The organism is Paenibacillus sp. J2L1-98 (assembly GCF_056269405.1).
In genome coordinates this window covers 93082-107141 of sequence record NZ_JBWDNW010000003.1, presented here as the reverse complement: position 1 = coordinate 107141, position 14060 = coordinate 93082, and the positions used below count along the sequence as shown (strand labels likewise).

The 14060-nt window shown below is 49.5% G+C and carries 13 protein-coding genes; 6 read left to right on the top strand and 7 right to left on the bottom strand.

Features of this window, described 5'->3' with window-relative positions:
- Nucleotides 1-21: 21 nt before the first annotated feature.
- Nucleotides 22-168 (bottom strand): hypothetical protein, encoded by a 147-nt coding sequence (locus tag AC0YNZ_RS08785; protein ID WP_475826252.1) that lies wholly within the window; start codon nt 166-168, stop codon nt 22-24.
- Nucleotides 169-526: 358 nt separating this feature from the next.
- On the opposite strand from AC0YNZ_RS08785, the gene AC0YNZ_RS08780 reads away from it, so the two are divergent.
- Nucleotides 527-1171, top strand: a complete 645-nt coding sequence (locus AC0YNZ_RS08780) for a YqaA family protein (RefSeq protein WP_475826251.1) — start codon at nt 527-529, stop codon at nt 1169-1171.
- A 92-nt stretch (nt 1172-1263) separates the two neighbouring features.
- Here AC0YNZ_RS08780 and AC0YNZ_RS08775 read toward each other — a convergent pair whose 3' ends face one another.
- Nucleotides 1264-2190: a cation diffusion facilitator family transporter gene (locus AC0YNZ_RS08775; RefSeq protein WP_475826250.1), complete on the bottom strand. Its 927-nt coding sequence runs from the start codon at nt 2188-2190 to the stop codon at nt 1264-1266.
- A gap of 209 nt (nt 2191-2399) precedes the next feature.
- Between AC0YNZ_RS08775 and AC0YNZ_RS08770 the strand changes: the two genes are divergently transcribed.
- Nucleotides 2400-3191 carry a sugar phosphate isomerase/epimerase family protein gene (locus AC0YNZ_RS08770; RefSeq protein ID WP_475826249.1) on the top strand — a complete coding sequence of 264 codons (792 nt, stop codon included), beginning with the start codon at nt 2400-2402 and terminating at the stop codon, nt 3189-3191.
- Nucleotides 3192-3239: 48 nt separating this feature from the next.
- On the opposite strand, the gene AC0YNZ_RS08765 is transcribed toward AC0YNZ_RS08770, so the two are convergent.
- A complete protein-coding gene (locus tag AC0YNZ_RS08765) occupies nt 3240-4238 on the bottom strand; it encodes an ABC transporter substrate-binding protein (RefSeq protein WP_475826248.1) in 999 nt (332 codons plus the stop codon).
- 273 nt (nt 4239-4511) lie between these two features.
- On the opposite strand from AC0YNZ_RS08765, the gene AC0YNZ_RS08760 reads away from it, so the two are divergent.
- Genes AC0YNZ_RS08760 through AC0YNZ_RS08750 form a run of 3 tightly spaced genes read left to right on the top strand, consistent with a single transcriptional unit; the run spans nt 4512 to nt 7444 of the window.
- Entirely contained in the window at nt 4512-5519 is a 1008-nt protein-coding gene (locus AC0YNZ_RS08760) for a FecCD family ABC transporter permease (RefSeq protein WP_475826247.1), read from the top strand.
- A 1-nt stretch (nt 5520) separates the two neighbouring features.
- On the top strand, nt 5521-6567 hold the full coding sequence (locus tag AC0YNZ_RS08755) for a FecCD family ABC transporter permease (RefSeq protein WP_475826246.1): 1047 nt from the start codon (nt 5521-5523) through the stop codon (nt 6565-6567).
- A 52-nt stretch (nt 6568-6619) separates the two neighbouring features.
- On the top strand, nt 6620-7444 hold the full coding sequence (locus tag AC0YNZ_RS08750; protein WP_475826245.1) for an ABC transporter ATP-binding protein: 825 nt from the start codon (nt 6620-6622) through the stop codon (nt 7442-7444).
- A gap of 192 nt (nt 7445-7636) precedes the next feature.
- Here the strand turns inward: AC0YNZ_RS08750 and AC0YNZ_RS08745 are convergent, their stop codons facing one another.
- The 3 genes from AC0YNZ_RS08745 to AC0YNZ_RS08735 all read right to left on the bottom strand — a co-directional run bounded on the left by AC0YNZ_RS08745 (nt 7637) and on the right by AC0YNZ_RS08735 (nt 11923).
- Nucleotides 7637-9256, bottom strand: coding sequence for an ABC-F family ATP-binding cassette domain-containing protein (locus AC0YNZ_RS08745; RefSeq protein ID WP_308994216.1), 1620 nt, complete (start codon nt 9254-9256; stop codon nt 7637-7639).
- 245 nt (nt 9257-9501) lie between these two features.
- Complete coding sequence (locus AC0YNZ_RS08740; RefSeq protein WP_475826244.1) at nt 9502-10569, bottom strand: Gfo/Idh/MocA family protein; 1068 nt, start codon at nt 10567-10569, stop codon at nt 9502-9504.
- Between the two features lie 247 nt (nt 10570-10816).
- A complete protein-coding gene (locus AC0YNZ_RS08735) occupies nt 10817-11923 on the bottom strand; it encodes an MBL fold metallo-hydrolase (protein WP_475826243.1) in 1107 nt (368 codons plus the stop codon).
- A 239-nt stretch (nt 11924-12162) separates the two neighbouring features.
- Between AC0YNZ_RS08735 and AC0YNZ_RS08730 the strand changes: the two genes are divergently transcribed.
- On the top strand, nt 12163-13320 hold the full coding sequence (locus AC0YNZ_RS08730) for a virulence factor (RefSeq protein ID WP_475826242.1): 1158 nt from the start codon (nt 12163-12165) through the stop codon (nt 13318-13320).
- Between the two features lie 194 nt (nt 13321-13514).
- Here the strand turns inward: AC0YNZ_RS08730 and AC0YNZ_RS08725 are convergent, their stop codons facing one another.
- Nucleotides 13515-13889 carry a Dabb family protein gene (locus AC0YNZ_RS08725; RefSeq protein WP_475826495.1) on the bottom strand — a complete coding sequence of 125 codons (375 nt, stop codon included), beginning with the start codon at nt 13887-13889 and terminating at the stop codon, nt 13515-13517.
- Between the last annotated feature and the right edge of the window lie 171 nt (nt 13890-14060).

Below are 14060 nucleotides of genomic sequence, written 5' to 3'. Positions count from 1 at the left end.
GAACCTTCAACCTCATTATTCTCAAAACCCCAATTGTAGCGGTACGGCGATGGTTTCGACATCAGCGTCCGGTGCTATATTCGCAGCATGTATGCCAACAGGTGCATATGCCATTACGATCACACCCGTTAGAAGCATCGCCGTCCAGCGTTTCATTTTGCCCTTCATTCCTCTCCCTCCTTTGAACTCATGAATGCGTTTTTATTATAGTCCAGCTAAGCTTTTACTTAAATGAGAGGATGTTAAGGTTAATGTAGAGAAATTTCAGTAGTACCCGATAAATTCAAGTGATCCCATACGAAAAAACAATCCCGAACTCGCTTAAATTTCCCCCTTTCCCGAAAAAAAAGTATTGACACCCTATCCGCTTTTTAACCGTATTAAATATGCTATAATAAAATATCGAGCGCTAAAGCGCTTTTTCAACGAGCTTCAGCATATGTTAGCATATAAAGGAACCTTTGCTTGATTTATCTCATACAGTAGGCTTTATGTGCAGGCTAGTTGACGGAAAGGGAGCCTGGTAATGTTTCAAGCTGTAGTCGATTTTTTAAAGGAATTCGGTCCGTTGGGATTATTTATACATGCTTTTCTTGATGCAGTTATTTTCCCGATCCCCGCATTTTTCCTTCAAGTATCATTAAGCATACTCAATCCATCTACAGCATTATGGCTGGCTACCGTAGGATATATAGCCTGTCTCTTAGGAACACCCGTTGGCTATTATTTAGGCAAAGTAATGGGCAAATCAGTTCTCTATAGATTTCTAAAAAAAGAGTGGATCGACGCAGCGACGGTCCGGTTTCAAAAAAATGGCGAAGCTGCTATTCTTATCGGATCGTTCACGCCGATCCCCTTCAAAGTATTTACCATTTTATCCGGCGTCTTAAATTTCCCCCTATGGAGGCTGATCGGTTACGCGGCTATCGGACGGGGATTAAAGTTTTATATTGTCGGTCTTTTGTTTTACTTCTATGGGCGGGCCGCGGAGAGCATGGTTAAAGATGTTTCCTTATACATTTTCATAGGAGCCGTGCCGATCATCGTAGTGTACCTTTTGCTTCGCAAAAGACATAACAAGAAAAGAGCGAAAGCGGAAACACAAGCTGAAGCCGAGCAGGCCGCGCAAATCAAAAAATCGGATGGTACGACTATTCAAATTGATTCCTAATATGGCAGGCGCTAACCGCTTTCAGCGTGACAAACTTATAATGTATCCGAATAAAGGCCGGTCAGGGAGTTTCCCCGACCGGCCTTTATAATCTAATGCTTTTCCGCTGCGTTTTCTTCCATATTCCCAAAAATCTCATGAGGCTCGACATGCACGTGCACGCTCATGATATTGTGCTTACGCCCCATGCGATGCTCGATTTCATCACTTATCCGGTGACTTTCGATTAGCGTAAGCCCGGGATCAACCTGGACGATCACATCAATCAGCACATGGCTCCCATGGACTCTCGCCTTGATATCCTTTATCGATTTAACGCCCTTCGTCTTTGCGATTGTCGTGCGCAAAGACGAAAGCTCATTTTCGTCAAAACCATCCGTTAGCGCATGCGTGGAGCTGTAAAAAATTTCCCATGCCGTTTTGCAAATAATTGCGCCTACCGCTAAAGCAGCTACTGGATCAAGCCACGGCAAGCCGAACTGCGCTCCTATAATACCGATTGCCGCACCGATACTGACAAGCGCATCCGACAAATTATCCTTCGCTGCGGCGAGTAAAGCCTGATTATTTATCCGAAGCGCTAATTTGCGATTATAGATGTAGACGCCAGCCATACATACAGCTGCGAACAAAGCAACCCATGCCGAAGTTAAATCCGGAACCGCATGCTCCGAAGCGAATAACGATTTGACCGCGCTGATTAATACTTGAATACCAACGGTCGCCATAATGAAAGAAGCAATGAGCGCTGCAATCGTCTCCGCGCGAAAATGGCCGTACGGATGGTCCTTATCCGGCGGCTTCTGTGAAATGCGCAATCCGATCAATACAGCTGCGGATGCAACGATGTCCGTAAGATTGTTAAATCCGTCTGCAACGAGAGCCCCTGACACAAACCAGTAGCCTGCACCGAGCTTAAGAGCAGATAGCGCCAAGTAAGCACCGATACTGACCCAGGCACCCTTCTCGCCCTGTTTAATCTCTTCATACTGATTCAGTTTCAATACCCTCCCAAGCATAATAACGTATGTATTTGTAAACCTCGAAAATAACCTATCGGTATCATACCCGAACGAACCCATGTGGGTCTAGAGAAACAGTGTTGACCAGGTGCGTACTTTTATGCACCGGTGCAACAATTCGCTGCAGCTTCTACAATATTGTCCAGTCAGTCATTTAATTAGAACCATCAGATTATACTTGCTATAAAAGGCTGATGGGGTGAAATATGATGTCATTTCATTATAATGCCATTCAATGGTGCGAGCGGTTAAGCGGTATACAGCTGTATTCGGTAAGGAACGAGCTGGAAAAAAACGTTCCCCGGACGCTTGCAGCCTTATCCGCCGCCGGTTTTCGCGAGGTGGAGTTTGCCGGCTACCATCAAATTCCTCCCGGGCAAATGAAAGCGCTGCTTGAGCAAACACAACTGCGGGCTGTTTCGACACATGTACAGCTAGAGCAGCTATATACGGACCTGTACGGGCAGCTTGCCTACGCTCGCTGCTTAGGAGTCAGCTATATCGTTCTTTCGTATGTTGCACCCGAGAGGCAAATTCGGGCATGCGGGTTTCAATTTCTTTACCATCATCATGAGGCAGAATGGAAGCTAAGCGGATCAGGCTTCATTCTCGATGATCTGCTTCAAGCCGTAGGACCGGAATGGATGCAGCTTGAGCTGGACACGTATTGGATCGCAAAAGCGGGATTAGATCCGGTCCTGATGCTTAAGCGGTATGCCGGACTTGTTAAAGCGATCCATTTGAAGGATATGTCGGCGGATGGAAAGATGGCCGAGGTTGGGCGCGGTGTGCTGGACTGGCCTTCCATTCTGGCTGCCGCGAGGGCGGCGGGCGTCTGCCATTATTTCATTGAATTGGATAATGCCGAGGAATTGGACGCCGTACATCCGTTAACCGGATTAACAGGAGGCATGCAATATATTCAGTGCATCTGCCGATGCGAAGCGCTGCATGCGTCGCTTAGGCTAAAGGACATATCATTCAATCAAGCCGAATGAAATAAATAGAACAGCCGGAGAATACTCCGGCTGTCCTAGAGGAATCAATTATTTGATTTCATAAATCTTATAAAGCTCATCAAGCATGAGGTTAGCCGCGATTACGCCACCGGCTGTGTTCCAGACCGCATCGCTCACTCTGATTGCTTTGTTATTCTTCACGGCTTGAAGACTTTGCCACAACGGGTCCTTCAGCATTTCTTGCTCCATCGCTGTTCCCTTGCCGTCACCAGTCTCATAAGTGAAGTAGAAGATCATATCCGCATCTACCTCGGGAAGACGTTCCTTCGTAATTTCTTCTACGAAAGTATCTTTATACTTTTGGTTGTCAGGACGTGTAATGCCGAGCTTGGAGAAAGCAATGCCTGTAAAAGTATCTTCTAGGTAAATACGGGTTTTACCTGCCATAAAACGAACGACAGACACTTTCTGGTTCAGCTTGTCTCCGGCTTTCTCCTTAAAGTCAGCAGTCCGGCTGTCGTAGTTAGCGATGACTTTTTCCCCTTCAGCTTTTTTGCCGATTGCGTCTGCATACAACAAAAGGTTAGATTGCCATTCACCGCGAAGCGTTTCCGAAAAAACGGTTGGCGCGATGGCATTAAGCTGATCATAAACTTTCTCTTGACGCAATTTATTACCGATAATAAGGTCAGGCTTTAAACTTGCGATCAGCTCCATGTTCGGCTGGCTTTCTTCGCCTACCACCGTAACGCCTTCCATGTCCGCTTTAATATGCTCATACCATGGGTCGCCTGTCCACGATTTTACTGCGCCTACCGGCTTTACTCCAAGCGCGAGCAATGCTTCCGTTCCTTCGTTCGTCAATACGACGATACGGGCAGGCGTTCCTTCAATTTTGGTCTCGCCCATTGCATGCGTGATAGCTCTTGCTTCCCCAGTTGCCGCCGAACCCGGCTCCTCCGAGGCTGCCGTGTTTCCATTGCTATTGTTTGAACCGGATTGACCGCATCCCGAAATAACTACGGCTAGCGCAAGCAATACGGCCGATACTGTCCAAGTGAACTTCCTTTTTAATACATGTAACATTTGTTTTTTCTCTCCTTCTTAATGAAAATCATTCTCACTGTTATCCCAATCGAAACTATACCAGCACTTTAAAACAAAGTCAACATTCGATGATAATGATTTTCAGCTTCATTGACACTTTTTGAATGTTACCCTAAAATGTTTTAGTAGCATTCAATTGTTCAAACGTGTACAATTATTAATCTTTATCCGCTTAACAGGTAAATTCCGCCAATGAAAGACACAAATATTCATAACGGCTATTCATATTCAGCACTGAGGAAAGAGGAATTTATGGACACTTTATTAAATACTCGTTCACTAAAAGTGGCAGGGCTTGGCGTAGGACTGCTTCTTTTTGTCGCGGGTATCATTTGCAGCATCGCTTTCGGAGTGACCAATATCAGCTGGCGGACTATCCTAGCCTCCTACACCGCATTTGACGGCTCGCAGGAGCATCTTATTATACAGACGGCTCGAATGCCGCGGGCGTTCATTGCTGCCACTGTTGGAGCAAGCCTGGCTGTTGCCGGCTCACTTATGCAGGGTATAACCCGCAACCAGCTCGCTTCGCCGAGTATTTTCGGCATAAATGCGGGAGCTGCTTTCTTCATTGTCACCGGTTCCGCTTTCTTCGGAGTAAGCGGCTTAACGGCGTTTGCAACGCTTGCCTTCATTGGCGCGGCTTGTACAGCTGCCCTTGTCTATACGCTAGGCTCAATTGGAAACGACGGCCTGACCCCGCTTAAAGTTACTTTGGCAGGCGCCGCCTTAACCGCATTTTTCTCGTCGCTTTCATTAGGTGTTCTGCTAACGAGCGGTCAAACGTTCGATCAGGTGCTCTATTGGTTTGTCGGCACTGTTGCTGGACGCGATATGCATATATACACTGCCGCTGCTCCATACATGGGAATCGCCCTCATAGGCGCGGTTATCCTTGCTAGGCATATGAATGTGCTCGCGCTCGGAGAGGATGTAGCCGTAGGGCTTGGACAGAAAACGGTTTATATTAAAATGGCGGCAGGAATCATTATCGTTTTGCTTGCAGGAGGCTCGGTTTCCATGGCAGGTCCGATTGCTTTTGTAGGCATCATCGTGCCTCATTTGATGCGTTATTTGGTAGGCATAGACTACCGGTGGGTCATTCCGTACTGTTCGGTGTATGGCGGCGTTCTGCTTCTGGCTGCCGATATCAGCTCGCGGTATATTTCTTTTCCGAAGGAAGTTCCCGTAGGAATTATGACGGCTATTATCGGCGTTCCTTTCTTCGTCTTTATCGCCAGAAGAGGAGGACGTTCCTAATATGAACAATTGGATCACCATCAGAGGCAGCAGGCATTCCTTTCAACTAGACCGCCGAACCGTTCTGATGATCATATTATTAGCCGTTGCCAATTTAGCGGCAGTCGTCATTTGCGTAGGTCTTGGCAGCAAAACGATAAGTCCCGCAGGCGTTATCCGCGTTCTTCTTGGAGTAGGCGACTCATCAGATTCAATGATTATTTTTTCGCTTCGGATGCCCCGCGTTTTGATTGCGGTTATGGTGGGCTCAGCCCTCGCAGTCTCGGGCGCATTGCTGCAAGGGATTGTCCGCAACCCGTTAACTTCTCCTGACATGATTGGCATAACAGGCGGGGCTTCCCTCGGTACCGTCGTGTTTATTCTGTACTTCTCGCATCTCAGCATCCGTTTCATGCCGCTGAGCGCTATCATTGGAGCTTTTGCCGCTGCGTTCCTAATTTATTTGTTCGCTTACCGCCGGGGGATCACACCGCTCAGACTCGTCCTGATCGGCATTGGCATGGCAACCGCATTAACAGCCGTAACCTATATGCTTATCCTTACGGCATCATTTACGCCTACAGCCGTTGCGGTTAAAGCTTTTACATTTATGACAGGCAGTATATTCGGCGTCTCTTGGGAAAAGGATGTTTCGACTCTGCTTCCTTGGATTATCGTACTATTTCCGATAGCTCTTATTTACGCCAGACATCTTAATGTACAGGAGCTCGGCGATGAGGTTGCAACGAGCGTAGGCAGTTCTGTTCATGTTAAACGGACGATTCTTCTTATCATCAGCGTGGCGCTTGCAGGAGCGGCCGTTGCCATCGGCGGCGCGATCAATTTTATCGGCCTGATGGCCCCCCATATTGCTCGAAAGCTTGTTGGGCCATCCTATGGAGGCGTTATTCCGGTCTCCGCTCTCATTGGATCTCTCGTACTGCTGCTCTCTGACCTTGTAGCGAGAGTAGCGTTCATCCCGCTCGACATTCCCGCTGGCGTGTTTACTGCGGCGATAGGGGCACCGTTTTTCATTTACTTGCTGTACCGTCATCGAAACGGGTCGTAACCGCTCCGGCATGCATTTTAAATAATCTGATAAAAAATAAGGAGTGGTTCTCGTGTCCTCCATTCAAGCGCAAAACCTTACTTTATCCTATGGACAAAAAGCGATTTTCAACAATCTCGATTTGCTTGTTCCTCCAGGTAAAATCACCGTGTTCATCGGCAGCAACGGCTGCGGCAAATCAACGCTGCTGCGTTCCCTCGCCCGCCTCTTAAAGCCTCAGGAGGGCTCGATACTGCTCGATGGCACCGAAATTGCCAAGCTCTCGAGCAAGGAAATCGCCAGACGTCTCGCCATCCTGCCGCAAGGTCCTATCGCACCGGAAGGGCTGACCGTTCATCAGCTTGTGAAACAAGGCCGCTATCCTTATCAAAGCTGGCTGCAGCAATGGTCCCACGAGGATGAGAAGATGGTGAAGAAGGCGCTGGAGGTCACACATATGGACGAGCTATCCTCCCGCTCGGTTGACTCGCTCTCCGGGGGACAGCGGCAGCGTGCTTGGATCGCGATGACGCTGGCTCAGAACACAAAGACCATTTTGCTCGACGAGCCTACAACCTATCTTGATATGACGCATCAGATAGAGATCCTTGATTTGCTCTTCGACTTAAACGAGCAGGAGGACCGTACGATCGTTATGGTGCTGCATGACATTAATCTTGCATGCCGTTATGCGCATCATATTGTAGCCGTGAAGGACGGCCGCATCTATGCGCAGGGCAAGCCGGAAGCCATCATGAACGAACAACTCATCCGCGCTGTGTTTGACATGGAATGCCAAGTAACAGCCGATCCGATCTTCGGAACGCCGCTTTGCATCCCTTACGGCAAAGGCCGCAAACTTCCGATAAAACAAAGCCAAGTGATGATCCATGCTTAAGCAGCCGGCTCCTCATTGGCGTTATATAAGCCTCATTATAAAGTGAAACTTCATATCCTAAAGAAAGGAGCTGCCCTTCCAGGTTATATAAACCTGGAAGGACAGCTCCTTTTGCTCTGATCAGTCATTAAAAAAAACGCCGACCCGCAAGGTTTCCCTCACAGGCCGACGCTTCTTTATATAAATAGCGGATTACACCGCGTACATACGCTCGCGAAGCGCTTTAACCTCAGCACTCTCAAGGTACTCATCATACGTCATCATCCGGTCGATTACGCCGTTTGGCGTAATTTCTACGATGCGGTTAGCGATCGTTTGCACGAACTGATGGTCATGCGATGTGAACAGAACCGTGCAATCCGTATCTGTCAGGCCGTTATTCAAAGCCGTGATCGATTCAAGATCCAAGTGATTCGTTGGCTCATCCAAAATAAATACGTTCGCGCCCTCAAGCATCATCTTGGAGAGCATGCAGCGAACCTTCTCGCCCCCGGACAATACGCTTGCTTTCTTCATCGCATCGTCGCCCGAGAAGAGCATACGGCCAAGGAAGCCGCGGATGAACGTCTCATCCGGATCCTTCGAATATTGTCGCAGCCATTCCACCAGGTTCAAATCTACCCCATCGAAATAAGGAGAGTTGTCTTTAGGGAAATAGGCCTGCGAAGTCGTAACGCCCCATGAGTAACTGCCGGCATCCGCTTCAACCTCGCCAACGAGCAGCTGAAACAGCAATGTCTTCGGCAGGCTGTTCGGGCCGACAAAAGCGACCTTATCGCCTTTGTTCAGGGCAATCGTCAGGTTGTCGATCACTTTCTCGCCGTCAATCGATTTCGTTAAGCCGTCAACAAGCAGCAGCTGCTTGCCCGCTTCACGCTCTCCTTTGAAGAGGATAAACGGATATTTACGGTTCGACGGACGAATATCGTCAAGCGAAATTTTCTCAAGCAGCTTCTGCCTTGACGTCGCCTGCTTCGCCTTCGATTTATTCGCGCTGAAGCGTTGAATAAACGCCTGCAGCTCTTTAATTTTATCTTCCTTCTTCTTGTTCTCACCGCGCATCAGCTGCAAAGCAAGCTGGCTGGATTCGTACCAGAAGTCGTAGTTGCCGACGTACATTTGAATTTTGCCGAAGTCAATGTCCGCAATATGCGTACAAACGGTATTCAGGAAGTGCCTGTCATGGCTGACTACGATTACCGTGCCTTGGTAATCGGCAAGGAAATCTTCCAGCCAACGAATGGACTCAATGTCCAAGTGGTTGGTAGGCTCATCGAGCAGCAGAATGTTCGGAGCGCCGAACAAGGCTTGTGCCAGCAATACGCGAACCTTCTCGTTACCGCTTAGCTCAGCCATTTTCTTGTCATGAAGGTCCGGAGTAATGCCAAGGCCGTTAAGCATTTCTGCCGCTTCCGACTCTGCTTCCCAGCCGTTCATGTCTGCGAAATCGGCTTCAAGCTCGCCCGCACGCATGCCGTCCTCGTCGGTGAAGTCCGCTTTTGCATACAAGGCGTCCTTCTCCTTCATCACTTCATAAAGACGCTTGTGACCCATCATGACCGTCTCGAGTACAACGGACTCGTCGTATTCATAATGGTTTTGCTTCAGAACGGCTAGCCGTTCACCCGGCGTTATATGCACTTCTCCGTGCGATTGCTCCACTTCACCGGATAATATTTTCAAAAAGGTCGATTTACCAGCGCCGTTAGCGCCGATCAAGCCATAACAGTTGCCTGGCGTAAACTTAATGCTTACATCTTCAAAAAGCGCCCGCTTCCCGTAACGGAGCGTTATGCCACTAGTGCTAATCATTCGTTTAATCCCGTCCTTCACTACAAAATCACTTTATCTCGAACTATTATACCACAGTATGCGCGGAAACCGAACCTTCTTTTGCCTACTCCTTGGCCTGACGGCCTTCAGTGCAGCAATTATCTGAGCATTTTTTCAAAGGTCATGCCGCAAAAAAAAAGCCTCTCCTAAGCGGCCGCCATGATGTCGTCGCGAAAGAGAGGCTATTATGCATGTATTTTGTAGTGAATCTAAAGCTTAAGATATTAGTCCCAATTCAGCTTGACTTCATTGCCTGTGCGGGATGATTCATAAATGGCGTCAAGAATGCGGTTGTTGGTGTAGCCCGACAGTGCGGACGTAATCGGCTGCTTGCCTTCGCGGATACACTCCACGAAATGACGGCTCATTAAGATGCGCTCCTCTTCGCCTTCAAGCGGCGTAATGTCGCTCTCTTGCACCTCATTGTCCGAATGGGTAACGTACCTGCCGTTATTTCCGATAACCGCTACTCCGCCCTGCGTTCCCATCAAATGAATGAAAGGTTCCTCCGGCAAAAATGCGGAATGCGCTGCCCAGCTTACTTCCAGTGACAAGGTCGCCCCGTTATCGAGCTTGATCAACGCCGAAGCAAGATCCTCAACGTCATAATAACCGTCCCAGTTCGGCGTTCCCCATGTTCCCGTGCCTAGGCGCTTCGGTCCGAATTCAGCATAGGTCGAGCCGTATACAGATATTGGCTTTGGATTACCCATCAGGTAAAGCGACAGATCAAGCATATGAACGCCGATATCGATAAGCGGGCCGCCACCGGCCTGGTCTTTGCGTGTGAACCACGAGCCCCAGCCGGGAATGCCCTTTTTACGGAACCAGCCTGCCTTAGCATTATAAATATGGCCTACATCGCCATTGTCGATGCGCTGCTTAAGAGCGCGGCTAAGTCCGGTCCAACGCATCTGATGCGACATCATCAATACTTTACCGGATCTCTCGGCTTCCTGTACAATCGTGCGCGCTGCTTCGGAATCGATTGCCATCGGCTTCTCCAGAAGAACATGCTTGCCTTGCTTTAGAGCCTCAATAGCAAGCCCTGCATGGAATTGGTTCGGTACGCATATAACAACCGCATCGATGGACGTATCCTCAAGCAGCGATTGCGGGCTTGCATGTACCGTCTCAACCCCGTACTCCGCAGCGCGCTGCCCGGCAAGCGGCAGGTAGGCGTCCGTAACGGCCGCGATCTCGATCCCTGCTACCTTTTTGAACGTCTGCATGTGTATGCTACCGATCGCACCCGCGCCGATAACTCCTAAACGTATGTTTGCTTGACTCATATTTAGTTCCTCCTTAAGGTTTGCTGACGCAAACCTAATTCGTAAGATTATACCGAGGGTTGCGTGAGCAATCCTACATCGTAAGATTATGCTAAGGTTTGCTAAACAAACCTGCTTCTTAAAATTAAGCTTAACGTTTGCACATGTAAACCTGAATCGTAATCGACAGGAAAGTTTTCTTGCTTAGTATACCGCTTTCGCATACCGGCGTCATTGTGCTCTTTTGGCGCGCTCTTTTCCGCGTTTGTCATTTGCCGGACAAGCGCCACGTCTCGCCATGCGGCAGAACAAGTATGCGGTCATCCTCGATGCAGCGCTTTCTGCGCTCGGCTTCCAGTCTGTCAAGCGCTTCACGCGGTGTATCATCAGCCAGCTTGAAAGCGCCGTAGTGCATAGGAACGAACCAAGAGGCATCCAAATCATCGAACGCTTGAAGAGCCTGCTCCGGCGTAATATGCTGCGGCCCCATGAACCATTCCGGCTCATAAGCTCCGATCGGCAGAAGCGCAACGTCGATCGGGAAGCGATAGCCGATCTCCTTGAAGCCTTGAAAATACCCGCTGTCTCCGGCAAAATAGATCGTCGGCGACTCCGCTACGAACGGCCTTTCGGCTAGGCCGTGCCCGCAAAAAAACGGATTCGATCCAGCATCGGACGGTTCGGCTGCGCTTGCTACCTGCGCCCGGGCTTCCGCATCCTCTGTACGCTTATTAGGCGCCGCCGATTTGCTGCCAGCGTGGCTCGCAAGCTTTCCGCTTCGCGTGGCTGGACGCTCAATAACAAAGCCGCCCCAATGCGAGCTGTTCGTATCCCACGGATTGCGGCGGGTCGAATGCTGAGAAGGGACAAAGGTGATTTTGACACCGTTAATGATAACCGACTCCCACCAATGCAGCTCCTTGATTCGGATAAAGCCTTTTTTCCGCAGCTTTGAGCCGAGACCTGCAGGCACAAGCAGCTGACTGGCGCCGCTGAGCCTGCGCAGCGAGCTTATATTTAAATGGTCATAATGGGAATGAGAAATCAGTACGACTTCAACCGGAGGGACATCCTCGATAGGTATCCCCGGCGGCGAAAGCCTTTTTTGGAAAGCCATTTGGGTCGACCACACAGGGTCCGTAATGATATTTAATCCGCCAAGCTGTATAAAAAAAGTCGAATGCCCCACCCATGTAATGGATGGCCATTTTCTGTTATTCCCCAAGTATGCGATGTCAGGCTCAACATTCGGAACGGTGAATGAATAATCTTTCATTCTCAGCCTGCGAATGCGTTCCTGACGCCATCTGTTGAATTGCTTCAAAGAAGTGTGCTGCTCGATCGGATCTATGTTAGCAAATCGTTTTAACCGCAACCGTCCATACCTCCCTCGCCATTATCTGTTGTTTTATTAAGATACCAAGCGGGCGGCTCTCATTGCAAATATGTTTTATGCGTAAACGCCTGAAGTGCCTCATTGTTCGCATCCTAACATGAAATCAGTTACACTTAGTAATATAGCTTATACACATAAGACTACGCTTTCGATGCGGCATTTGTTACTCGCGGGCAGCAAAAAAACGTCTATTACATACATTTCCAGGAGGTTTCCTCATGAAACTAATTTCAATAGAACCAACGCCTAGTCCTAATTCGATGAAGCTTAACGTCGATGAAATTCTTCCGCGCGGACGCAGGTTTACCTATAAAGCTGGCGAGGCAAGCGACGCCCCCGGAATGCTTCAGCAGCTTTTGCAAATAAAAGGCGTTCGAAGCCTGTTCCGTACCGCAGACTTTATTGCGCTTGACCGGATGCCGGGAGCGGATTGGGCTTCCATATTGGCTGAAGCAGGGCAATTGCTCCAGAAGGATACAGCTGACGGAGAACAGGATGGCGGCGGACAAGGCCCATCTGCAAGCTATGGAGAAGCGCAGGTTCTCGTTCAAATGTACCGCGGTATTCCGATGCAGGTGCGCGTGCGTATGGGAGACAGCGAGGTACGGTCTGCGCTTCCTCCGCAGTTTGCCGAGGCGGTTAGCCTGGCTGCCGGCTCCGGCATGATTCGTGAGCGCAAGCTGGAGGAATTCGGCGTCCGTTACGGCGAGCCGGATGAGATCGCGGCCGAAATCGTACGTGAACTGGAAGCCACTTATACGGAGGAACGGTTAGAGGCGCTCGTTCAAGCCGCCATTGCGCAGGGAAATATGGGCGGTGAGGAAGGAGCGGCGCCAGCTGTTGTGAGGCCGGCTCCATTAACGTTTGAAGAAGCCAAGGCGCAATTCGCCTCTCCCGATTGGCAGGTTCGCTATGCTGCCCTGGAGCGTTACGTCTCCTCGATCGAAGGCTTGCCTTTGCTTGCTGCAGCGGTTAAGGATGAGAACACGTCCATTCGCCGATTGGCGGTCGTCTATCTGGGCGATCTGCGGTCCCCCGAAGCGCTGCCTTATTTGTTCACTGCGCTTCGCGATTCGTCGACGTCCGTCAGACGGACAGCCGGCGACACCTTATCCGATCTAGGCGATCCAGCCGCAATGGGACCGATGATCGAGTCGCTCCGCGATAAGAACAAGCTTGTCCGCTGGCGAGCAGCACGGTTTCTATATGAAGCTGGCGACGAGTCGGCAGTCGAAGCACTCCGTGAGGCAGCCAAGGACAGCGAGTTCGAAATTCAGCTTCAAGCCCAAATGGCGCTGGAGCGGATCGAGCGCGGCGAGGAAGCAGCCGGATCCGTATGGCAGCAAATGACCGCGGCCCGCAAAACCGAACAGTAAGTGTACTCCTGTTCATTATGCGAGGGGCTGCTCATATATATGTACATATATATGGACCCGAAGGATGTGATCAGCGATGCAAACCTATATCGCTGCAGATGGGGATACGCTTAGAAAATTAGCTATAAAATATCATTTTCAAATCAATAGCCTTCAAGCTTTAAATCTGCACATTCCCGGTATTGACGGAAGTATCACGCCGGGTACGCTAGTGAATCTTCCGTCGCCGGGCATTCTAGTCGAGGAATCCTTCGAAATTCCGGTTTGCCCGTCTGACCTCCCAATCTACCAGGATCACTGAGATCGGCAATAAAGTATCGCTCGACTTTTTTATTCCACAGCTCCTCGACAAATTTTAAATGTGTAGGATCGGTTTTAAAGGCTTCAAATTCAGCCGAATTGGCGAACTCCAGCGTAACGCCGAATGAATAATCATTTTGCGGATTGATCTGGCAAAATACAGCTGCCTTCTGGGCGCCCGGAATGGAAGCGAGAACTTGACGGGTATAGGACAAAAACGTCCCCGCTTCTGCTTCTCCGATTTCGGGCCGCAATGCAAACAGAACGATATGCCGGATTCATGCGCTGAGGTATAGCTTGCGGATAGTACGGGGATATTCCCGGATGATAGGGAGAATACAGGGAATACGGGGAATACGGCCAGAACGGATTTACTCTTTCAATTTACTCTTTCAAATCCCGGATACACCCTCACATCGCCATATGTCAAATCGAATCTC